At 34.1% G+C, this 22,287-nt stretch carries 19 protein-coding genes, 3 tRNA genes and 2 pseudogenes; 12 read left to right on the top strand and 12 right to left on the bottom strand.

Annotated elements, in window-relative coordinates; genetic code table 11:
- Positions 1-385 precede the first annotated feature (385 nt).
- A pseudogene (locus A9G44_RS10525) lies at positions 386-1,126 on the top strand (IS3 family transposase); the annotation flags it as partial.
- Positions 1,127-1,237: 111 nt separating this feature from the next.
- On the opposite strand, the gene A9G44_RS10530 reads toward A9G44_RS10525, so the two are convergent.
- The 5 genes and pseudogenes from A9G44_RS10530 to trxB all read right to left on the bottom strand — a co-directional run bounded on the left by A9G44_RS10530 (position 1,238) and on the right by trxB (position 7,329).
- Positions 1,238-1,801: a hypothetical protein gene (locus A9G44_RS10530; protein WP_065609922.1), complete on the bottom strand. Its 564-nt coding sequence runs from the start codon at positions 1,799-1,801 to the stop codon at positions 1,238-1,240.
- A gap of 23 nt (positions 1,802-1,824) precedes the next feature.
- Positions 1,825-2,896 (bottom strand): annotated as a pseudogene (locus A9G44_RS10535) (IS3 family transposase).
- Positions 2,897-3,019: 123 nt separating this feature from the next.
- Positions 3,020-4,651 carry a heme ABC transporter ATP-binding protein/permease CydC gene (gene cydC / locus A9G44_RS10545; protein ID WP_065610910.1) on the bottom strand — a complete coding sequence of 544 codons (1,632 nt, stop codon included), beginning with the start codon at positions 4,649-4,651 and terminating at the stop codon, positions 3,020-3,022.
- Entirely contained in the window at positions 4,645-6,360 is a 1,716-nt protein-coding gene (gene cydD / locus A9G44_RS10550) for a heme ABC transporter permease/ATP-binding protein CydD (protein ID WP_065610912.1), read from the bottom strand. The genes cydC and cydD overlap by 7 nt, the downstream gene beginning before the upstream one ends.
- 15 nt (positions 6,361-6,375) lie before the next feature.
- Complete coding sequence (gene trxB, locus A9G44_RS10555) at positions 6,376-7,329, bottom strand: thioredoxin-disulfide reductase (RefSeq protein WP_034909659.1); 954 nt, start codon at positions 7,327-7,329, stop codon at positions 6,376-6,378.
- A gap of 363 nt (positions 7,330-7,692) precedes the next feature.
- Between trxB and A9G44_RS10560 the strand changes: the two genes are divergently transcribed.
- The gene (locus tag A9G44_RS10560) at positions 7,693-7,878 is read left to right on the top strand and encodes a hypothetical protein (RefSeq protein WP_034909658.1); all 186 of its coding nucleotides are present in this window, start codon (positions 7,693-7,695) and stop codon (positions 7,876-7,878) included.
- Positions 7,879-7,941: 63 nt separating this feature from the next.
- On the opposite strand, the gene A9G44_RS10565 is transcribed toward A9G44_RS10560, so the two are convergent.
- On the bottom strand, positions 7,942-8,613 hold the full coding sequence (locus A9G44_RS10565) for an NAD(P)H-dependent oxidoreductase (RefSeq protein WP_065610914.1): 672 nt from the start codon (positions 8,611-8,613) through the stop codon (positions 7,942-7,944).
- A gap of 8 nt (positions 8,614-8,621) precedes the next feature.
- Positions 8,622-9,836 carry an AmpG family muropeptide MFS transporter gene (locus tag A9G44_RS10570; protein ID WP_218837586.1) on the bottom strand — a complete coding sequence of 405 codons (1,215 nt, stop codon included), beginning with the start codon at positions 9,834-9,836 and terminating at the stop codon, positions 8,622-8,624.
- A gap of 330 nt (positions 9,837-10,166) precedes the next feature.
- Here A9G44_RS10570 and A9G44_RS10575 point away from each other — a divergent pair, with 330 nt between their 5' ends.
- The 5 genes from A9G44_RS10575 to A9G44_RS10595 all read left to right on the top strand — a co-directional run bounded on the left by A9G44_RS10575 (position 10,167) and on the right by A9G44_RS10595 (position 15,452).
- Positions 10,167-11,156 (top strand): 2-hydroxyacid dehydrogenase, encoded by a 990-nt coding sequence (locus A9G44_RS10575; protein ID WP_065611049.1) that lies wholly within the window; start codon positions 10,167-10,169, stop codon positions 11,154-11,156.
- Between the two features lie 55 nt (positions 11,157-11,211).
- The gene (mltB, locus tag A9G44_RS10580) at positions 11,212-12,285 is read left to right on the top strand and encodes a lytic murein transglycosylase B (protein ID WP_065610918.1); all 1,074 of its coding nucleotides are present in this window, start codon (positions 11,212-11,214) and stop codon (positions 12,283-12,285) included.
- 575 nt (positions 12,286-12,860) lie between these two features.
- Positions 12,861-13,280, top strand: a complete 420-nt coding sequence (locus A9G44_RS10585) for an OsmC family protein (RefSeq protein ID WP_034909652.1) — start codon at positions 12,861-12,863, stop codon at positions 13,278-13,280.
- 112 nt (positions 13,281-13,392) lie between these two features.
- Positions 13,393-14,721 carry an APC family permease gene (locus tag A9G44_RS10590; protein WP_218837587.1) on the top strand — a complete coding sequence of 443 codons (1,329 nt, stop codon included), beginning with the start codon at positions 13,393-13,395 and terminating at the stop codon, positions 14,719-14,721.
- Between the two features lie 104 nt (positions 14,722-14,825).
- The gene (locus tag A9G44_RS10595; RefSeq protein ID WP_065610922.1) at positions 14,826-15,452 is read left to right on the top strand and encodes a LysE/ArgO family amino acid transporter; all 627 of its coding nucleotides are present in this window, start codon (positions 14,826-14,828) and stop codon (positions 15,450-15,452) included.
- A 177-nt stretch (positions 15,453-15,629) separates the two neighbouring features.
- Here the strand turns inward: A9G44_RS10595 and A9G44_RS10600 are convergent, their stop codons facing one another.
- The 5 genes from A9G44_RS10600 to A9G44_RS10620 all read right to left on the bottom strand — a co-directional run bounded on the left by A9G44_RS10600 (position 15,630) and on the right by A9G44_RS10620 (position 18,067).
- On the bottom strand, positions 15,630-16,583 hold the full coding sequence (locus A9G44_RS10600) for a tetratricopeptide repeat protein (protein WP_065610925.1): 954 nt from the start codon (positions 16,581-16,583) through the stop codon (positions 15,630-15,632).
- Positions 16,584-16,746: 163 nt separating this feature from the next.
- Entirely contained in the window at positions 16,747-17,352 is a 606-nt protein-coding gene (locus A9G44_RS10605; protein ID WP_065589568.1) for a tetratricopeptide repeat protein, read from the bottom strand.
- 443 nt (positions 17,353-17,795) lie between these two features.
- A tRNA-Lys gene (locus A9G44_RS10610) sits at positions 17,796-17,871 on the bottom strand.
- 9 nt (positions 17,872-17,880) lie between these two features.
- Positions 17,881-17,956: transfer RNA gene (locus A9G44_RS10615), tRNA-Val, on the bottom strand.
- Between the two features lie 35 nt (positions 17,957-17,991).
- Positions 17,992-18,067: transfer RNA gene (locus A9G44_RS10620), tRNA-Val, on the bottom strand.
- Positions 18,068-18,270: 203 nt separating this feature from the next.
- Between A9G44_RS10620 and A9G44_RS10625 the strand changes: the two genes are divergently transcribed.
- The 5 genes from A9G44_RS10625 (at position 18,271) to A9G44_RS10645 (ending at position 22,287) form a co-directional block, all read left to right on the top strand.
- Positions 18,271-19,221 (top strand): PilN domain-containing protein, encoded by a 951-nt coding sequence (locus A9G44_RS10625; protein ID WP_065610927.1) that lies wholly within the window; start codon positions 18,271-18,273, stop codon positions 19,219-19,221.
- Positions 19,211-19,678, top strand: coding sequence for a hypothetical protein (locus tag A9G44_RS10630; protein ID WP_034915054.1), 468 nt, complete (start codon positions 19,211-19,213; stop codon positions 19,676-19,678). Before A9G44_RS10625 ends, A9G44_RS10630 begins: the two co-directional genes overlap by 11 nt.
- A 1-nt stretch (position 19,679) precedes the next feature.
- Complete coding sequence (locus tag A9G44_RS10635) at positions 19,680-20,051, top strand: hypothetical protein (RefSeq protein WP_065610929.1); 372 nt, start codon at positions 19,680-19,682, stop codon at positions 20,049-20,051.
- Positions 20,044-21,378: a secretin N-terminal domain-containing protein gene (locus A9G44_RS10640; RefSeq protein ID WP_218837588.1), complete on the top strand. Its 1,335-nt coding sequence runs from the start codon at positions 20,044-20,046 to the stop codon at positions 21,376-21,378. The genes A9G44_RS10635 and A9G44_RS10640 overlap by 8 nt, the downstream gene beginning before the upstream one ends.
- Positions 21,379-21,480: 102 nt before the next feature.
- A complete protein-coding gene (locus A9G44_RS10645) occupies positions 21,481-22,287 on the top strand; it encodes a Cof-type HAD-IIB family hydrolase (RefSeq protein ID WP_141671787.1) in 807 nt (268 codons plus the stop codon).

Consider the following 22,287-nt stretch of genomic DNA (forward strand, 5'->3'; position numbering starts at 1 on the left):
TACGGCAGAGTTCCTTGACAGGAATACCTGCTTCAGCTTCTTTTAAAATAGCGACGATTTGATGTTCAGTCATTTTTTTCATAATTAAATCCCCTTTTACTTTTATCATAGATAATTTTCTACTTTTTTGCTGTACTATTTTAGGGGATAGTTACACAATCGAAGATCCGGAAACTGATAAATTTGTCAAAACGGTTTGGAAGTTATTTAAAAAAGGGACAAAAAAGCTGTATTTTATTGATAGAGAAACGGGTAAAGTACAGGAAAAACCTGAGACTCGTTTTTTTGCCTGGTCTGATGCAGCAAAAAAATTTAATGGTGAAAATGGGCATTATTTAACTAATCATGCTTTTGCTTATTTTATTCCAAAGCAACCTTAATACAGTATTGGCAACATAAAGCCCGTTTGGGTGCACCAAGCCTGCTTCATGAAGCAAGGGAAGTGGGCTATCAAGTTTCAGAAAGGACAATTAGCCGTGTTTTGCAACAATTGGGATTACGTAGTTTGAGATGACATAGTAAAGCAGCACGTAAATTCAAGTATAAAACAGACACGGCTCATCACAATATTGTGCCCAACACGTTAGATAGACAATTTAACCCTGATAAGCCGAATACGACATGGGTAACCGATATTACTTATATTAAAACGGGGGAAGGTTGGTTATATTTGTCGGTGATTATCGATTTATATGGACGAAAAGTGATTGCTAGGCAAACCAGTCGCTACATAGACCGTCATTTAGTGTGTAATACATTAAAACAAGCCTTATTTCGGCGTCACTTTCCTAAAAATGTACTCATTCATAGTGACCAAGGAAGCCAATATTGCAGTGCTGATTTCAAGCAATTATTGTTACAATATGGGCTAAGGCAAAGCATGAGTCGAAGAGGAAACTGCTTTGATAATGCGGTTGTTGAGAGTTTTTTTCATACACTCAAAACCCATATTATTCATGACTGTTACTACAAAACGAGGAAGCAGGCTAATAAAGCACTATTTGAATATATTGAAATCTATTATAATCGGATACGCCGTCATTCAGCCAATGGCTGGGTATCACCTGAACAATATGAACAACAATATTACCAAAACGAAAAAATGATAGAGGCGGGCACTGTCTAATATTTTGGCAAGGATCAAGCTGATGTTTTTAATAAGCCTGTCTAGGGCATAGTAGTAGTCGATATTATTGCTACTGAATATTTATTTATATGTTTTATTTTAATTAAATAGTTATGAAAGCTCTATTTCCCTTGAAAAATCGAAAGCAAGTAGGCCTGCTTCTTCAACTCGCTGTTTAAATTTATCTGTCACAAACACTCGGCTAATATCTTCTTCAATTGAAAAAATATATTCCTCTGTAATATTTTCGGCTATTAATACAGGTTTTTCAATTAGTAATCCTTGATCTGCTTCCTTGTATATTGATTTTTCTCTATCTAAACATCCTGATAAAGGATTGGTTGGGTAGTATCCAAAGAACTGTTTTCTTTTGCTTTCAGTGATGACAGACAGTATTTGTCCCTTTACCAGTAGAATATCTTCTAGTTTTTCTAAAGTCAGCTGGCTGCAAATATAAAAGGGTCTCAATGATCCACTAAAATCTAGCTTGTAATTTTTTTTACCAGTATCACTTCTGTGTAATTCAAGTTTTATCGGTTCGTATCTCTCAAAAGATTTCCATTTTTGATCCATTGCTATACCCATAATACCTTCTGTCTTATTTGGATCCCAGTCCTGAATAAATGATGAGTAATTTCTTGTATCAGATTTCAAAAAATATATTTTATTAATCATAGTATGTGATCCTCGCCAAAATATTAGACAGTGCCCGCCTCTATCATTTTTTCGTTTTGGTAATATTGTTGTTCATATTGTTCAGGTGATACCCAGCCATTGGCTGAATGGCGGCGTATCCGATTATAATAGATTTCAATATATTCAAATAGTGCTTTATTAGCCAGTTTCCGCGTTTTGTAGTAACAGTCATGAATAATATGGGTTTTGAGTGTATGAAAAAAACTCTCAACAACCGCATTATCAAAGCAGTTTCCTCTTCGACTCATGCTTTGCCTTAGCCCATATTGTAACAATAATTGCTTGAAATCAGCACTGCAATATTGGCTTCCTTGGTCACTATGAATGAGTACATTTTTAGGAAAGTGACGCCGAAATAAGGTTTGTTTTAATGTATTACACACTAAATGGCGGTCTATATAGCGACTGGTTTGACTAGCAATCACTTTTCGTCCATATAAATCGATAATCACCGACAAATTAACGTGTTGGGCGTAATATTGTGATGAGCCGTGTCTGTTTTATACTTGAATTTTACTATGCAATCTCAAACTACGTAATCCCAATTGTTGCAAAATACGGCTAATTGTCCTTTCTGAAACTTGATAGCTCGCTTCTCTTGCATCATGAAGCAGGCTTGGTGCACCCAAACGGGCTTTATGTTGCCAATACTGTTTTTGGATATACTCGCTGAGTTTGGCGGATTTGTTTGCTCTTTTTAACCAAGCATAATAACCTGATGAACTGACACCAAGTAATCGGCATATCCTAGTAACGGGATAGCAGGTTAAATGATTTTTCATATAAGCGTACTTCATCGACTTGGATTGTTGATGATATGCACATGCGCCTTTTTTAGTATATCATTGGCCATTTTCAGTTCTTTAATCTCTTTTTCTAACACCATAATCCCTGTTGCTCAGCTGTTAACTCTCGACGGCTGGTTTTATTCGGGGAAAGTTGCCTAATCCATTTATCTAGGGTTGATTTACCCACACCTAGATGGTTGGCAAGTTCGCTGATAGAAAGGTGTGCATTAGATAACGCATAATCCACTGATTGTTGTTTGAATTCGATACTAAATTTTTTGACCATGATATTTGTCTCCTATGATTTTTGTTTATATCATAGAGGCGACTTTTGTCCACTTTTTTGGCGAGGATCAGTTTTTCAAATTACTGTAAACAATGCTGGTAAATTCTACAATTAAACCATTTATTAAAGTGAAATAATTCGATCAAACAGCGGTTTATCAGTCAAACGATGTGTAACCATGATTAGTGTTTTGCCTTTACATGTCTGTTTTATCAATTGAATAATTTGTTGTTCTGTTTGTTGATCAAGGCTTTCTGTTGGTTCATCCATTAAAATTAAAGGGGAATTATGCAGTAATGCTCTTGCAATGCCTATACGACGAATTTCACCGCCAGATAAAGTACGCCCACCTTGTCCAATTAGCATATTTAAACCTTGTTCTGTAGTTAGTAATTTGTCCAATTCAACTTGATGTAGAACCTCAATAAGCTGTTGATCAGTTGCATTAGGATTACCAATGAGTAAATTTTGCCGTAAAGTCTCACTAAAAATAGTAATAACTTGCGGAACCATTGCAATGGCTTGTCGCAAAGTTTTTTCATCCAGTTGATTTATTGGGGTATCATTAAAATAAATATTGCCGGAGCTTGCCTCCCAAGTCCGATTTACTAGGCTTAATAAAGTTGATTTACCACAACCTGTTTTACCAATTATTCCAATATGTTCACCTTGTTCAACCATTAAGGAAAAATCAGTTAATATCGCAAAAGGTTGATTTGGATAGCTGAAATTAATTTGTTCAAATTGTAATTTTGCCGTAGTTAAATCTATCGCTTTACCTTTAGAAACAAATTGAATGTCGGGTGTTTGATTAAAAATAGCCGTTGTGCGTGTGGCAGAAGTCAGTACTTGTCCTAAAAAGATAAATGCGCTAGGAATTGGCATGAGTATTTCAGCACTTGCAAGACTAACAAATACAAATAGTGCCACTAAAGGCGATAGGGTGTATTGGGTAATTAGCCATAGAACAAGCAACGTTAAAAATCCAGCAATCAGCACAATCAATGCGCTTGATAGTGCCATTAATGTTGATTGACGTTGCTGGTTACAAAGCCAGTTTGATTCAAGCTCATCAAGTTTAGCACGATAGCGTGGTTGTGCATTAAATAGGATAAGTTCAGCTTGTCCTTGTAGATAATTAATTAATAATAAACGATATTCACTTTGTTGTTTAGCTAGTGTTTTGCCGAGTTGTTTTCCTGCTTGATAAAAAATGACCGGAACCACAAGTAAGGCGGTTGTAAGGATAATAGTAATAATTAACGCAATAGGTAAGTTTATATTTGCTAACCCAACAAACAAAACAACAATGGTAACAAGTGCGGTTACAATAGGTGAAAAAAGTTTTAGGTATAAGTGATCAAGTGCGTCAATATCGACAATAAAGCGATTAAGCAAGTCAGCCCGTTGGTAGTGGGCTAATTGATTGGCACTTAATGGCAAAATCTTACGAAAAGCTAACGTTCTTAAATAAGCTAAGATTTTAAATGTAGTATTATGATCAACTAAACGCTCCATATAGCGAGCGGCGGTTCGAATAATTGCCGCAGCACGAACACCAGCAGCAGGCAACATATAATTGAAAGTATACAAACCTGCAACGCCAACAAAAGCGGTAGAAGCCAAAAACCACCCTGATAATGACAGCAAAAATACGCTGGCAAATAGGGTAAGAATTGACAAAAATAATCCCAATAAAATTTGCCCAAAATAGTGTTTATATAGTGCGATATAAGGGCGTAATATAGCTAGCATAAATCCCCCTTGATATCACAGTGTAGCTTACCATTAGCCAATTGCCAGATTTGTTTAAAATCTTCCATGTCATCTGTTTGATGAGTAATTGTAATGCTATTCGGGGCAATGTGCTGCTGATCCAAATTTTGGATGGTTTGTTTATCTAAACTAGCAGTTGGTTCATCGAGAATCAATAATTGACAGGGTTTTAGCATTGCTCTGGCTAAGGCGATCCGCTGTGCTTGCCCAACTGATAAACGTACCGCATCTTCGCCAACTTGGGTTTTAATTCCTTGTGGTAATTTAGCAATAACTTCGGTCAATTGGGTTTTGGCTATCACGTTATCCAGTTCATGGTTGGTTGCATTTTGTTTACCCAATAAAATATTTTCATGGATAGTACCATTAATCAAGTAAGGATTTTGACCAATCCAGCTTACTTGCAGTTGCCAATCATTAATATCTAATTGATTAAATTCAATACCATTAATCTTTAGTGAGCCTTGATAAGGTAAAAAGCCGAGTAGTACTTGCATTAACGAAGTTTTACCCTCGCCACTAGTTCCTATTAGCGCTAATTTAAATGGTGCTTGCAAGCTAAACGATAATGGACCAACGATAGGTTGTTGTTCGTTAGATAATACAATTAAATTATTTGCTTCAATTATTTTTAATGGCTCAGTCAATTTTATGTTTGTTATATTATCATTGGCTTGTTTTGTTGCGATTTTTTTACTTAAAAAAGTTTCGATATTATCTGCTGCTGCGATTGCCTCAGCTTTGGCATGATAGTAAGTTCCCAAATCACGTAAAGGTTGAAAGTATTCAGGGGCTAACATTAGCGCAAAAAAACCAGCAAATAAAGTAACAGTTCCATTATATGCACCAAAATCGAATTCGCCTAAATACGAGAATCCAAAATAAACCGCCACAATGGCGATTGAAATAGAAGTAAAAAACTCCAATACGGCTGAAGATAAAAAGGCTATTTTGAGCACTTGCATAGTTTTAATACGAAAATCTTCAGAGGCAATGGCTATTTCGTTAGTTTGTTTTTCGCCTTGGTTGAATAATCGAATGGTATTGAGTCCTTTTAAACGGTCTAAAAAATGACCGCTTAAATATGCGAGCGCTTTAAAATGACGACGATTAATATCGGCGGCTCCCATTCCCACTAAAATCATAAAAATAGGAATTAGGGGGGCGGTGCACAGCAAAATTGTAGCAGCAGCCCAGTTAAATGGGAAGATAGCAATACAGATTAAAATCGGTGCCATGCCTGCCAATCGCATTTGGGGAAGATAACGGGCAAAAAAGTCATGCAATTTATCAACTTGTTCAATAAGCAACGTACTCCATGCGCCGATCGTGCTTTGATTTAAATAAGCAGGCCCATGCAACTCAAGTTGATCAATTAATTGCTGTCGAATTTGCTGGCGAACTTTTTTGCCTATGGCAAAGTTGATCTTTTCGCGTAGATAAATTAAGCCTGCTCGACCGAGTAACACTGCAACTAGTGCGCCAAAAAAAGGCAGAATATCCAAAAAATAGTGTTGTTCAATAATAATTTTTTGCAAAATTACAGCGAGTAAAGCAGATTGAATAATGATTAATATAGTTAAAACCAAGCTGGTTAAAATTGAAGCTCGCAAATTAGTTTTATGCATTTTTGCTTGCTGTTTTAACCAGCCAAGTAGATAGGTCTGGCGTTTTTTATCTAATGACATAAAGATCTTTACTGCTTATTTTAAATTATCCAAATAATGTTCTGCATCTAAAGCAGCCATACAGCCTGTACCTGCTGAAGTGATTGCTTGACGATAGACATGATCCATTACATCACCAGCAGCAAAAATCCCTTCGACACTGGTTTGAGTAGCGTTGCCTTGCGTGCCTGATTGTACTTTGATATAACCACCATTTAGTTCAATTTGACCTTCAAATATGGCGGTGTTTGGTTTGTGACCAATAGCGATAAATACGCCTAAAACCGATAACTCTTCGGTAATATTAGGATCTTGTGAGCTACGGATTCTAACTCCAGTTACTCCCATGTTATCCCCTAAAATTTCATCAACTACACGATGAGTATGTAAGATAACTTTGCCTTCTTTAATTTTTTGATCTAAACGATCCATTAAGATTTTTTCTGCTCTAAAAGTATCTCGGCGGTGAATTAAATGCACTTCACTTGCGATATTGGCTAAATAAAGCGTTTCTTCAACCGCAGTATTGCCACCACCCACTACGGCAACTTTTTGGTTGCGATAGAAAAATCCATCACAGGTAGCACAAGCCGACACACCTTTACTTTTGAATGCTTCTTCTGACGGTAAACCAAGGTATTGTGCTGATGCGCCAGTTGCAATAATAAGCGCATCACAACAGTATTGCGTTTCGCTACCATAAAGCTTAAATGGTTTTGTGCTAAAATCAACGCGATCAATTTGATCTAAAATAATTTCGGTATTAAATCTTTCTGCATGTTCTTTCATCTTAACCATTAATTCTGGACCTGTTAAATCAGGAGCACCGGCTGGCCAGTTTTCAAGATCGGTTGTGGTTGTTAGTTGCCCACCTTCTTGCATTCCAGTAATTAACACGGGTGAAAGGTTAGCTCGTGCAGCATAAACAGCAGCAGTGTAACCGGCAGGACCAGAGCCAAGTATTAATAAGCGAGCATGTTTGGTTTTCATTTTAAATCCTTACTTATTTTAAAATTTTGACGATTTTAGACAAAATTAACGCAATTTATTACCAATAAGTCTAACATTATCAATCGTTATAATGTAAAAAAATTGTTTATTGTAGCAATAGGTAATCATAATAGGCTTTTTTGTATTGCGCTAATTTTTATTAAACTAAAAGTTTATCTTTTTATTTTCAATTATTTTAAATACATTTATTCTTTATTTAAACTACATTAATTTTTGTTTTTGTTTTTACTGTTTAGAATATGCGATTTTCTTATTCTTATATCCGTTATCTCAAATTTTTTATTATTTAATAAGATATTTTTGATTATTGGTTTAGTTAACATCCTAACAGTAGGAGAGAAGATGAGTAATCCTTCAAAAGAAAGTGTCGAAGCTGTACTTACAAAAATTAATTGGGCTCAAGAGATTTTAAACTCAGTACAACAAAATATTACTGATCCTCAGATTGGTAATATTTTATCAGGAATTGCCTTTATTATGGATTCAGCTTCATCTGAAGCCGAAGCACTTTATCAATCAATTGAATAATAATAAGTATCTATTTTTATCAACACCTTCAATTACCATTTTGTGATTGAAGGTGCCTATTGTTTAATTCGTTTCACTGTTATCAGTTAGATATGTTGTTAAGTCTGAAAGTGGCCAACGAATATGCGCTGTTGGTTCATTAATTCGATAACCAAAAGCTAAGCAAAGTCCTATCCCGAATGAGTCGCCACCAAATTGTGGAATATATTTTTCTAGAATCTTGATGACTTTATCATGATCGAATCCTCCAATAGCACATGAATCAATATCACGAAATGCCGCTGCAGTCATCATGTTGGCGCAAGCAATATAATCTTGCATTTCTGACCAATGATTAATTGTTAAACCGTCAGCGAGTCCTTGTTCACAAAAATTGATAAATGCTTGGCAGGCTATGTCAATAGAAGTTTGATTATTTGGATCAGGTAAAGTGCGTGCAATTGATCGTCGTAAATAATCACTTTGCAACGTAAAATTATTGGCTTTGCGGTAAAGTACAATTACAAAATGTGAACAGCTGGTAACTTGTTCTTGGTTATAGCAAACATTACGTAATTCAACTTTTATCTTGTGGCTATCAACAACCACAAAATGCCATGGCTCCATACCAAATGATGAAGGAGATTGACGACCCGCTTCTAAAATATATTTAATATCATCATCACTAATTTTTTGGGTATTATCAAATTTTTTACATGCATGTCTAAAGTCGAATGCTTGGGTTAGTTTGTCCATATTTTCTCCTAAGATTGGCTATTCCACGGGGCAACTTTTAACAATAATAACATACCAGGAAAAGCAAGAATAAAACATAACCAAAAAAAGTTTGTCCATCCTAAGTGTTCAACCATAAAACCGGTAGATGCATTAATTAGAGTTCTTGGCACTGAAGCAATGCTGGTAAATAAAGCAAATTGTGTAGCGGTATAAAGTGGATTGGTTGTTTTAGCAATAAAGGCTACAAAAGCAGCCGAACCAAGACCGACACCAAGTGATTCAATCCCTATCACTATGGCTAATAACGTTTTTTGAAATATTCCTATTGTAGTAAAAGGTCCTTCTATCGAAAGCCAAATAAATCCTAAAATTGATATAACTTGGACAACACCAAAAGACCATAATGCTCGGTTTATGCCTATTTTGATCATCAAAATGCCACCCATTAATGCCCCAATCACACTTGGCCATAAAGAAGCATTTTTGGCAATCCAACCAATGTCGGGTCTGCTGTAACCCATTTGTAAATAAAAATTCGTAGCTAAAGCGGTTGCCATACTGTCGCCTAGTTTATATAAAAAGATAAATGTTAAAATCCATATGGCTGTTTTAAGTCCATTTCGAGTAATAAATTCACTAAATGGCTTAATGATGATATCTTCAAAAGTATGATTTAGGGGCGATTGGTTAATTGGTTCTTTTACTAGTAACGTCATAATGATAGCAGGTAGCATAAATAATGCAGTGATGATAAAAACACTATTCCAAGGCAAGGTATTTGATAATATTAGTGATAATGAACCAGGCACTAAACCTGCAATGCGATAAGCATTAGTATGAATACTATTACCAAGTCCTAATTCTTTATCAAGTAATAACTCTCGTCTAAAGGCATCAAGTGCAATATCTTGTGTAGCTGAAAATAGTGCAATAATAAAGCAAATGGTTGCTATTAACCAAATATTTAATGAAGGTGAAAAAAATCCTAATATTGCGATCGAAAATATAAGTATTATTTGAGACCCAAGCATCCAACCACGCCGTCTCCCTAAATTAAAGAGAGAAATATTATCCATCAATGGTGACCAGATAAATTTAAAAATATAGGGAATTTGCGTTAATGAAAAAGCTCCAATTGTTTTGATATTAATACCATCACTTTCTAACCATGCAGGTAACAGTTGTAATAATAAATAAAAAGGAAGACCAGAAGCAAAACCTGTAAAAATGCAGATTAGCATCTTGGTCGTAAAAATGGTTTTTAAAAGTGAATTCTGCGAGCTATTCATTATTTAACTTTATTGTTAGTTTTTGGCAAAGTGTTATCATAGCACACAACATATAAAAAATAATTCTGCAAGCCAAGATTGACCGTTTTATCCAAAGTCATGTTTTCAATATAAGGAAGTTATGCGCAATGACTTTTTAAAAGTTAGAGATTCATTATTTTAGCTATTCTTTGTTAAAAAGTTTCAGGTAACTATGTGTTTCAGTATAAAATTAATGTCAATAATAAATTAAGAGATTAACAAACTACCATTTAAAAGGGGTGTAGTAATATGAAAAGTTCAATTAGAGTGGCTGTTTTTAGTAGTAAACATTATGATAAAGAACATTTAGAAATCGCTAATAAAAAATATGGCTTTGATATCGAATATTATGAACATAAACTTAGCTGTAAAACAGTGGTTACCGCTCAAGGTTATGACGCAGTTTGTGCATTTGTTAATGACGAAGTAGATAAAAAAGTACTAAAAAAATTAGCAAGTTATGGCATTAAGATTTTAGCGCTTCGTTGCGCTGGATTTGATAATGTTGATTTAACTGAAGCTGAAAAGTTAGGTATCACGGTGGTTCGTGTGCCAGCTTATTCACCAGAAGCAGTTGCAGAACATGCAGTGGCTTTAATGATGACGTTAAATAGAAGAACGCATAAAGCCTATCAACGTACTCGTGATGCTAATTTTTCGTTAGATGGTTTGACTGGCTTTAATATGCACAATCGTACTGCTGGTGTTATTGGTACGGGCAAAATTGGTCAAGCAGTTATTCGCATTTTGAAAGGTTTTGGTATGCATATTCTTGCCTATGATCCTTATCCTAATGATGTTGCAGTTGAATTAGGAGCGCAATACGTTGAGTTAGATGAGTTATATGCAAAATCTGATGTGATTACGTTACATTGCCCTATGACCCCTGAAAATTATCATTTATTGAATAAAGATTCTTTCCAAAAAATGAAAGACGGTGTGATGATTATCAATACTAGTCGTGGCGCATTACTTGATGCAACCGCAGCTATTGATGCATTAAAGAAAACAAAAATTGGTGCTTTAGGCATGGATGTTTATGAAAACGAACGTGATCTCTTTTTTGAAGACAAATCTAATGATGTTATTTTAGATGATGTGTTCCGTCGCTTATCTTCCTGTCATAATGTTATTTTTACGGGGCACCAAGCCTTTTTAACACAAGAAGCATTGTTAAATATTTCTGATACGACGTTAAATAATATTAAACAAGTTTCGGCAGGAGAATCATGCCCAAATATTGTTAAATAACAATAAATATCTTATGATGTTGTCGATTTTTAATTACTTAAAATATGGATTTTTTATGCAGCGTATTGCCATTTTTATTAGTACAATTTTATTGCTTGTAGCTTGTAGTAGTAATAAATCTTCAACATCTCCCATGAAAGAACACCGTGGACATGCAAATGTTAAAGGCGGTGTTTATCTCGAAAAAGAGCACAATCAATCTAAAACCGTTAGTGCGTCACTAGACATAGATAAAGAAAAATTTATTGATAGAATGGTCAGTAAGCATGGTTTTAATCGTCAACAACTCCGTAATGTGCTTGCTCAAGCTAATAAGCTTGATTGGGTAATTAATTTAATGGATAAACAAGCACCAAAAGCAACTTCGCCAACGGCACCAAATGGCGCTTGGATTCGATATAAAAATAAATTTATTACACCAAGTAACCTTCCTCGTGGTGTTGAATTTTGGAATCAATACCAAAAAGAATTACAGCGTGCTTATAATGAATATGGTGTGCCACCTGAAATTATTGTTGGCATTATTGGCGTCGAAACAGGTTGGGGTAGAGTGATGGGTAAAACTAAAATCATTGATGCCTTGTCAACTCTTGCATTTTACTATCCAAGACGTGCCCAATATTTTTCTGACGAATTAGAAGATTTTTTAGTTATGTGCCGAGATGAAGGCGTTGATCCCTTTGATTTGAGTGGATCATTTGCTGGTGCTATGGGATATGGTCAATTTATGCCATCAGCATTTAGACGTCACGCTGTTGATTTTAATCATGATGGGCATATTGATTTATGGGATCCTGTTGATGCCATTGGTAGTGTGGCAAGCTATTTTAAATCATACGGTTGGCAACGTGGTAAAAAAGTGGCTGTAATGGCTGATGGCCAAGCATTATCACTTGATACTGGTTTTAGTACTAAATATTCAATTGAAACATTGGCAAAAGCTGGATTAAAACCGCAAAGTTCATTAGAAGGACATACGCAGGTAAGTTTATTGCGTCTTGATATGGGCGATCGTTACCAATACTGGTATGGATTACCAAACTTTTATACTATCACCCGTTATAACCACAGCACTCATTATGCAATGGCTGTTTGGCAATTAGGACTTGCAGTTAAAGAAGCAAGATAGTCATTTAATGGTATTGCATCAAAACTGATAAGGTCGCTTTTGCGGCCTTTTTATTTGTTAATGATGTTTAAGAAATGATTAATTTCGTTGCAAGCAATAATAAAATATACCAAAGAATTTAATTAATTTTTTAATCGATAATTTTTGTGTAAGTTGTGCACCTACTTTAGCCATCGAGATGCTTGCTAGCATAATAACTAATACGTCACCACCAAAATACTAGCTAATAATCTAGCCAAGGATCCTATCAAAAGGAAGATAATAAACTTAAAAATCATATTCAATCCTTAGAGTAGAGGAAACCAATCTGTATAATTATTTGTTAAGCAAAAATCAAGATGAAAACATTGATTTTAATTACACATTGCTAATATTTTATTGCAAATAATACAGTGATTTTACCTGAATAATTTAAAAGATCTTAATGATTCTCTTAGTAAAAAGTTCACTAACATTGTCATATTTGATCAATAAAGTAATAATCAAAATGATGACAGCGTGGTTAAAAACGATTATGTTATTTAATAAATTTGTAACTAATAAGAAGTTTAAAGATAAATTTAAAGGAGATAATTATGAAAGATCGTTTAAAGTGGATTGATGAATTTGGTTTTTTAGGTGAGACAGCAAGTGGACATTCGCTAGTGATGGATGGCGGTATTGAACATGGCGGTCGTAATCGTGGAGCTCGTCCTATGGAGCTTTTATTGCATGGTGCAGCTGGTTGTATGGCTTATGATATTATTGCGATTTTAAAAAATAAAAAAAAAGATGTTCGTGATCTTTGGATAGATATTGATAAAACTCAAGCAGAATCTTCCCCTAAAGTGTATACGTCAATTAATTTTCATATTGTTATTACAGGTATTAATATCGATAACGAAACAGTCGAAACAGCCGTAAAACTTGCATCAGAAAAATATTGCAGTGCCTCTATCATGCTTGGTAAAACAGCAAAAATGTCTTATACCTATGAGGTTAAAGAATATCACTAAAGTATTTTTTTATAACAAATAATTATAACCTAATAACAAGCTGATCTTAGCACGTTGTGAATTAATCATTTAATATTTCATCATTACAGATAATTGTGATACGAGAATGATTATGCAACAGTTAAATAAAAATATGCGATTCCGGGATTTGGTTATTCTGGGATTGCTTTTTATTGGTCCAGCAGCACCTGTAGGATTATTTGGTGTTTTAGATGCGATAAGTGATGGTGCAGTTGCTTTGGTTTATATCATAGCAACTTTTGTAATGGCATTTACCGCGCTTTCTTATGCCAGAATGGCAAACGCTTTACCGCATGCGGGAGCCGTTTATGCTTATTGTTCTATTGGCATTCATCCAAGTGCTGGATTTTTAGTAGGCTGGTTGCTATTACTTGATTATATGTTTATCCCTGCGGTTGCGTACTTATTTAGCGGTATATCGTTCAATGCATTGATTCCCGAAGTACCAATATGGGTATGGACATGTTTAGCTGTTATGTTAACTACTACGCTGAATTTAGTTGGTGTTAGAAAATCGACTAAAATTACGTTAATCATCTTGATATTTGAAATTATTATATTACTTGCTGTGTTATCTGTTGGTATTTGGATAATAGCCACTAATGGTAGTAACAGAGATTGGTTACTACCTTTTATTGGTGGTGATTTGTTCAGTTGGAGTAATTTATTTAATGCTGTGTCTATTGCTGTACTATCTTATTTGGGATTTGACGCTATTGCTACTTTTTCAGAAGAAAATGGCGGACCTCATAATTTAGTTAGTAAAGCGATTATATGTTGTTTAATTTTAGCTGGTTGTTTATTTGTGCTACAAATTTATGTCGGTAGCTTACTTAACCCTTATAACCCTGAATATTTGCGTAGTCATCCAGAACTACAAGGTAAAGTTTACTATCATATTGTTAATCAAGAAATTAATTTATGGTTAGGATGGGCGCTAGCTTTAATGAAAGCTATTGGTGCATCATTTGCAGCAATGGTTGGACAAGCCGCAGCAAGTCGTCTTTTATTCAGTATGGGGCGTGACAAACGTTTACCTTCATTTTTTGCAAAAGTGGGAAAAAAAAGCGGTGTACCGACAATGGCTATTATATTTGCAGCGCTATTTAATTTATGTTTAGTTGTTGTTGCAGCTAATAATGCTAAAGGGTTGCCAACTTTAGTCTCATTTGTTGATATTGGAGCATTAACTGCATTTATCATGTTACATTTATCTGTAATTGGCTATTTTAAGTTTAAAAAAGGCTCAAAAGGATGGTTTTCGTGGTTTTTAGATGTCTTTATGCCTATTATAGGTATTTTAGTGCTATTACCTGTATTATTACATATTGATAATGACGCAAAAATGGTCGGTATTATTTGGTTAGTTATTGGAATGATCATTCTCTATTTAAACAAAAATAAAACCAAGCTATTGTGATTAGAGAAAAATAACAAATAACAAATTCAATACGTTTGTTATAAACTTATAGCATTTAGATTATATAATAAATTATCCCATCTTTATTCTGGTGTTATAACTAAATGCTATTAGAAATATTACGTGGTGCTTTTATTTCAGCTAGTCTAATTATTGCTATTGGTGCTCAAAATTTATTTGTACTCAAGCAAGGATTATTAAAAAATCATATCTTTTATGTGTCGGCAATTTGTTTTATTTGTGATTTTGCTCTAATGTCAATAGGGATTTTTGGGGTAGGTACTTTTATTCGTAGCAATTCTTTAATTACTAATATTTTAGCAATCTCTGGGGCGATTTTTTTAATTTGGTATGGTTTTTGTGCGTTTAAAAGTGCAATTAAAGGCACAAGTAGCATGCAAATAGAATCTCAATCTCTTAACAATATCAACTTATTAAAAGTTGTATTGGCAACTTTGGCTGTTACACTACTCAATCCTCATGTCTATTTGGATACTGTTGTTATTGTTGGAGGAATTGCTGGCACGTTAACTAATGAACAAAAATTTGCATTTTTGGTTGGTGCCGTCAGTGTTTCATTCATCTGGTTTTTTAGTCTTGGTTATGGAGCAAAATTACTCATACCGCTATTTAGAAAGAAAAGAATGTGGGTAATATTGGACTGTATAGTTGGTGCTGTAATGTTCTATATTGCCTATTGTTTAGTTATGTATGTATTTGATGTGCATTAAGCACATATATAACCAAAACGTTGAACTAATAATTATTATTTGGGAATTGTGTTAGGTTATTTTTGACAAGCTTGATATATATTATTTTTACAATATTGTTTAAAAGTAATGTTTACCAGTTTAAATACCTTTTATAGTGCCATTTTGTTATTTCCCATTGCCAATATTATTCTTTTATTAAAGAAGTTTCTTGACATGTTTACATGCCTCTTGATGGTTGTTTTGGCAAGCTTGTTGAAAGTAATATTTTGCAGTATGGGTATTTATTGCCACTCCCAATCCTTGATGATAGATAATACCTAAATTGTATTGTGCATCGGCATGATTTTGTTCAGCGGCAAACTGAAACCATCTTCTAGCTTCTGTATAATTTTTTTCAAACCATGAACCGTTATAATATAACCAACCTAAGCTATATTGTGCTTCAGGATTTCCGCTTTGTGCAGATTGAGTGTCTAATTCTACACCTTTGGCAAAATCTTTTTTTAATCCACCTAATCCATTGTAATACATATTTGCTAAATTATGCAGTGCATATATATTGCCTTGCTTGGCTGCTTGTTCATATAGTTTTCTAGCTTTGGTATAGTTCTTTTTAACAACAATTCCAATATAATAAAATCTACCCAGATTGTTTTGAGCCTCTTTGCTACCTAGTTGCACTGCTTTCTCGTAAAAATATTTTGCCTTAACATAGTCTTGGCTAATAACATTATTATCTGAATTTTGTTCAATTCCTTTTCGATAATGTTTTTTTTCTGCAAATTCGTAAAGTGCCCCTAGATTGAATAGACCTAAAGCATAACCGTTTGAGGCTGCTTTTTCATATAGCTGCTTTGCTTTAAGCAAATTTTTTTTCACGCCGAGACCATAATTGTACATGTAGCCTAAACTCACTTGTGCATCGGCGTAATTTTGATTAGCCGACTTTTGGTACCATTCAATAGCTTTAGCATAATCTTGTTGAACGTTTAGACCGTACTGGTACATATAACCTAACCGGTTTTGTGCTTCGGCACTATTTTGTTCTGTTGCTTTTTTATATTCAACATCAAAGTTATATTCTATATTTTGTGTTGCAAAAATGGGCACATTAACAAATAAGCATATTATTAATAGTAATCTTTTCATTTAACTGCCTCTTTATTTTTTGCACAAATTATTTTTTATTAAAGAATGTTTTTAACTTGTTTGCAAGTTTCTACGTGTTTATTTTGATAAGTCTATTGAAAGCGATGATTTAGTGTATAGATATCTTTTAATATTTTTCCATTTTGGTATAACAGATTAATTATCAACAACCGCAATCGTTATTACTAGCTTGCTTTTTCTTGGCCTGTTGTTTGGCTACAATGGCATTAACCTTTTTTGTTACAACATTTAAGTGATCTTTAGCATCGGAATAGTTTTGTTCAGCGGCCTTAGCAAACCATTGTTTAGCTTTAAAATAGTTCTTTTTAACCCCTGTACCATTGTAATAGAGTGTTGCTAATGTATATTGAGCAACGGCATCTCCTTTTTTAGCTGCTTTTGTATCCCACTCAATTCCCTTAGAATAGTTTTGTTTTGTTCCTTGTCCATTATAATACAATAAGGCTAAACTGTGTTGAGCTGCGATATGACCTTGATTGGCAGCCTTTTCAAACCACTCTTTTGCTTTAATATAATCAGGTTGTGCTTTTAATTGCTCATCAAAACCATATTCGAAACCTTTAAATTGCCGTTTTTTAGTATATGAGCCATCAGCGTACATAAGACCTACATGGTATTGCGCCTCTGCATCTTTTTGTTCTGTTGCTTTTTGATATTCTTCATTAAAATCAAATAATGTTTGTTGATCAGCATTAACAGCAATACTAAAACATAAAACTAATGATAGTTTTGCAAAAAACTTTAGCATACAACTTCCTTATAAATTAAATAACTTAATTATTCTATCGTATTTATCTGTTTAGTATAGCGTAATTAAATAAGTTGTTTATTAATTAAATATTGATGTTATGAAATAGTGGGTCGTGAGCGATTATTCGGCACATCGTGTGCCTCACCCCTTCGGGGCCAACACTGCATGTTGTTCAAATTTGTTCCAGAAAAATTTGTCGAACGCTATCGTTCTCATCGCTTTTTTTACTTAATTAGATTGATTGGACTTATTCAGAAATTGTTTAATAAAATGGTGGGTCGTGAGCGATTATTCGGCACATCGTGTGCCTCACCCCTTCGGGCCAACACTGCATGTTGTTCAAATTTGTTCCAGAAAAATTTGTCGAACGCTATCGTTCTCATTGCTTTTTTTTTACTTAATTAGATTGATTGGATTTATTTAGGAATTATTCAATAAAATGGTGGGTCGTGAGCGATTCGAACGCTCGACCAACGGATTAAAAGTCCGCTGCTCTACCGACTGAGCTAACGACCCATCTAAAGATGGTGGGTGATACCGGGTTCGAACCAGTGACCCCCTCCTTGTAAGGGAGGTGCTCTCCCAACTGAGCTAATCACCCCAAGTGTTTCATTACTGAAACATCACGGTAAAGATTGGTGGGTGATACCGGGTTCGAACCAGTGACCCCCTCCTTGTAAGGGAGGTGCTCTCCCAACTGAGCTAATCACCCTTACCGTGTGGATGTGCATTATAAGGCACGACTTATTTCAGTCAACCTTTTTTTTTAAAATTCTCTAAAATCTACTTCGTTCGATTTAATTTTAAACATTTTTTGGGTGATAGTTCGCAAAAATCGCTTTTGTCAGTTTTTATTTAGGAAAAGATGATTATGATTAAGTGATGCTATTATCAGAAACAAGAAGATAATCCATCATGATTTTTAATAAAAGTAGCGTCATTATTTATGTCGAATCCACAATTTTACGCTATAGGATTGAAAATTCAGTTAAGCGAAATGCTACAACAGCCACTAGCGAAGATCTGATTGTATTTAATTATCAAAATGAAAATGATATAGATATTTTTATTGATGAGTTACGAAAAAAAATTTCTGAGTGTGCGGTATTTGAACTTAATTTGGATATCAATTTAATTCAAATACAACAATTAACCTTACCTGATGTAAAGCTAAATTTAAATGAATTGATTTTATATGTTGAAGCTAACATTTATAAATTATTCCAAGTATCAGCTAAAAGTGTATTTTTTGATTTTGTTTATTCAACTGAACATAAAAAACAAATTACAGTGATGATAGTTGAACGTCATTATATTGAAAATTGGATCAATCTTTTTAAAAAGCATCAACGACTATTAACCTTTGTAGGTTGTCGATTTGAAAATAATAAAGTTAATTTTTTACCTTGGCGGCAAGAAAAACATGCAAAACATCAACGACAATTGACAGGCGTGGTTGTTGGATTTATGGGCATAATAAGTTGTTTACTCTGTTATTTGTGGATACAAGCTCGAAATGATTTAAAAACTTATGATGAAAAATTACTACACCAGCAAAAGGTAGTACAAAAATTAACTGAAGAATTAGCTAATTATTTGCCTAATCCGTCATTAAGCCAAAAACAAATTCAGCAATCTCTATTATTGCTTTCAGAACAGTTACCTTCAGTAATTTGGCTTGATTCTTTCTATTATGAACCTAAAAAAGTAGCGATAGAAGGACAAAGCTTTAGTTATGTCGAACTTACTCATTTTAACCAAAATTTGTTAATGCTAAAAAATATCGCTAAAAGTCAAATAAAGACAGTATCGACCAATAAGAATAATTTATTTTTTGAAATGGAAATGGAACTTAATGAACAGTGATTTTTTCTATCGCCCAGTTTGGCAACAGTACGCATTGTGTATTTTATGTTGTTTAGCGTTTTTTGTTATTGTTTATCAACTTTTTATTAAAGAAGACCAGCAACAAGCTGAGCTAAAGGTCGAGTTATATCAGCAAAAGATTACTGAAATTGAATTGTTACAAGCAAAAGTAAGGCGTTATCAGGCAAGTAAAAATAGTTTATATAGTTTGATATCTGAAAAAGAATTAGCGTTGGCTATTGAACAAAATCATCTAACACTAAGTTCCTTTAAACATTATCAAACTGATAATACGGTTAATTGGGATATTGAATTAGAAGGGCAATTTTTTGATTTTATGGCTTTAATTTCATCATTAACGGATGATTTTTATTATCTTGATTTTCAGAATCTAAAAATCAGCAAACAAGAACAGCAGTTACAGATCATGTTTACGCTCTTATTTAAAAAGGCATAAAGTGAAACGTTATATCTATCAATTTATTAGTTTATTAATTGCTATCTGTTTTGAATTAAAGGCTGATATGCCTTTAGAACGAGATCCTTTTCAACAAAATTACTCGGTTTCTTGTAGTGAGCAAACGGCGTTACTGCTTGAACAAATTCAAGTTTGGCATTTTAGGGGAAGCATGAATCAAATTGATCAGAATTATCAGCAAATTTGGTTAACATCTGAAAATCAATGGTTAGCAATAACTGAAGATGTGGTGCCTAACGTTTTGTTTCCTTGGCGTTTGCAATCTTTATTAAACGATAAAATAACGTGGCAAGCTGATTTACCTGATTATTGCCATAGTACTGTATCATGGACAATGTCGCTAAATGAATAATAATAGTAAAAATCAAACGTATCAACGGTTAGAACAATGTATTTGCAGATTGACTAAAGCAAAAATAAGTTTGTTAGCTGTAATAATTTTTATATTTGTAACAGTGGGCATAAGTGTAACTCATGCAAATATGAAGCAAACGGTAAATATCGATTCGCAACAAAATATTTCAATGACATTTTACCAAACCGACATTGCAATTATCTTACAAGCTTTAGCCGATAGTCAGCAGATGAATTTAGTCATGACCGAAGATATACCAATTAAGCAAACCATTAAACTCAACAACGTTGATTGGCACAAAGCGCTAAAGATCATATTAGATTCGGCAAATTTACAAGCCGAAATTGACGATAATATTTTGTTCGTATCTAAAGCGATAGAACCAGAAGTTTTATTGAAAAAACAGCAATCTGAACAAAGAGAAAAAGAATTAAACCAACCACTTAATTCTTTGCCTATAGCTGTTAATCATGCAGACCCAGCCACCTTAATTGAAACAATTCAACAACAAGGATTATTATCAGAACGGGGCAAGATTACGCTCGATAAGCGGACAAATTCACTTATCATTACTGATTTAGCTAAACAATTTGCTAATATCCAAAAATTAGTTAAAACACTGGATAAACCTATGCCTCAAGTTCATATTTCAGCGCACATTGTTACCATGAATGAGGAGAGTATGTCAGAGCTAGGTATAAAATGGGGATATTCAGGAAAATCATCACAATTATTAGATAAGTTCGATGTGGGGCTTGGGGCTAGTTATCCCACCACAACTGTAGGTTTTAATTTGGCTAAAATATCTGGTCATTTACTTAATTTAGAGTTATCAGCGCTCGAATCTGAAAATCAACTTGAAATTATAGCCAGCCCAAATTTGTTAACAGCCAATCAAAATATGGCGTCGATAAAACAAGGTACTGAAATTCCTTACGAGGTTTCTAGTGGTAGTAATGGTGCAACATCTATTGAATTTAAGCCTGCGGTGTTAGGGCTAGAGGTCACACCGAAAGTACTAACAGATGATAGGATGATTTTAGACTTATACATTACGCAAAATACGGCTGGTCGCTCAATAAAACGTAGTGATGGTGGTGAGGCAATAGCTATTGATACACAAGAGATCAAAACACAAGTTCAAATAAAAAATGGCGAAACAGTAGTTTTAGGTGGTATTTTTCAACAGCTTAACACCAATGGGCAACAAAAAGTACCTGGTGCGGGCGATGTGCCCATTATTGGAAATATATTTAAATATAATAGAAAAAAACAGCAAAAACGGGAGTTGGTTATTTTTATTACACCGCAATTGGTTGAGTAAATGTTAACGGAGTTGTATCATACTTTAACTTGTTTTAGCAGTTGCTTTGATAAGTAAATATTGTTTTAAAGTATATTACCATTAATTATAAAAGTAGAGAATATTATGCATGTTGTTGCTTCTGATTTAGACGGTACTTTATTAACTCCTGAACATAGCTTATCACCTTATACCAAGCAAGTCCTTCAAGCGTTACGTAAAAAAGGCATTCACTTTGTTTTTGCAACTGGCAGACACCACATTGATGTCGCTCAAATGCGTGAAAACATGGAAATTGACGCCTTTATGATAACAGCAAATGGTGCTAGGGTGCATGATAGCGAAGGTAATCTAGTTTTTAGCCAAAGTATTGAACCATCGCTTGCTAGTGAAATAGCTAAAATGAGTATGGATGATCCTTTAATTTATACTCATGTATATCGTGGTGATCATTGGTTAATTAATAAGGAAGATACATATTCATTAGAATACTTTCGAGACACAGATTTTACTTATCAATTATTTAATCCACTTAATTTTGACACTAGCGATGTTGCTAAAATTTATTTTACGACTACGGATAATGCACTTTACCCGCATTTAGTCCAATTAAAGAATCGACTTGATGCCAAATTTGGTGCCAAACTTAGTATTGCTTTTTCAACCCTAAATTGCCTTGAAGTGATGGCCGAAAATGTATCTAAGGGTAGTGCACTAAAAAAAGTGGTAGAAAAATTAGGTTACAGTTTAAAAGATAGTATCGCTTTTGGTGATGGCATGAATGACTACGAAATGTTAAAAGCCGCAGGTAAAGGTTGTATAATGCAAAACGGAAGCTCGGAATTAAAATCATTATTGCCTGAGTTAGAGGTTATTGGCTCGAACGCTCAAGATGCTGTACCACATTATCTAAGTAAACTGTTTTTATAA

Source organism: Gilliamella sp. Occ4-3 (assembly GCF_001690675.1).
Taxonomy (GTDB): domain Bacteria; phylum Pseudomonadota; class Gammaproteobacteria; order Enterobacterales; family Orbaceae; genus Gilliamella; species Gilliamella bombi.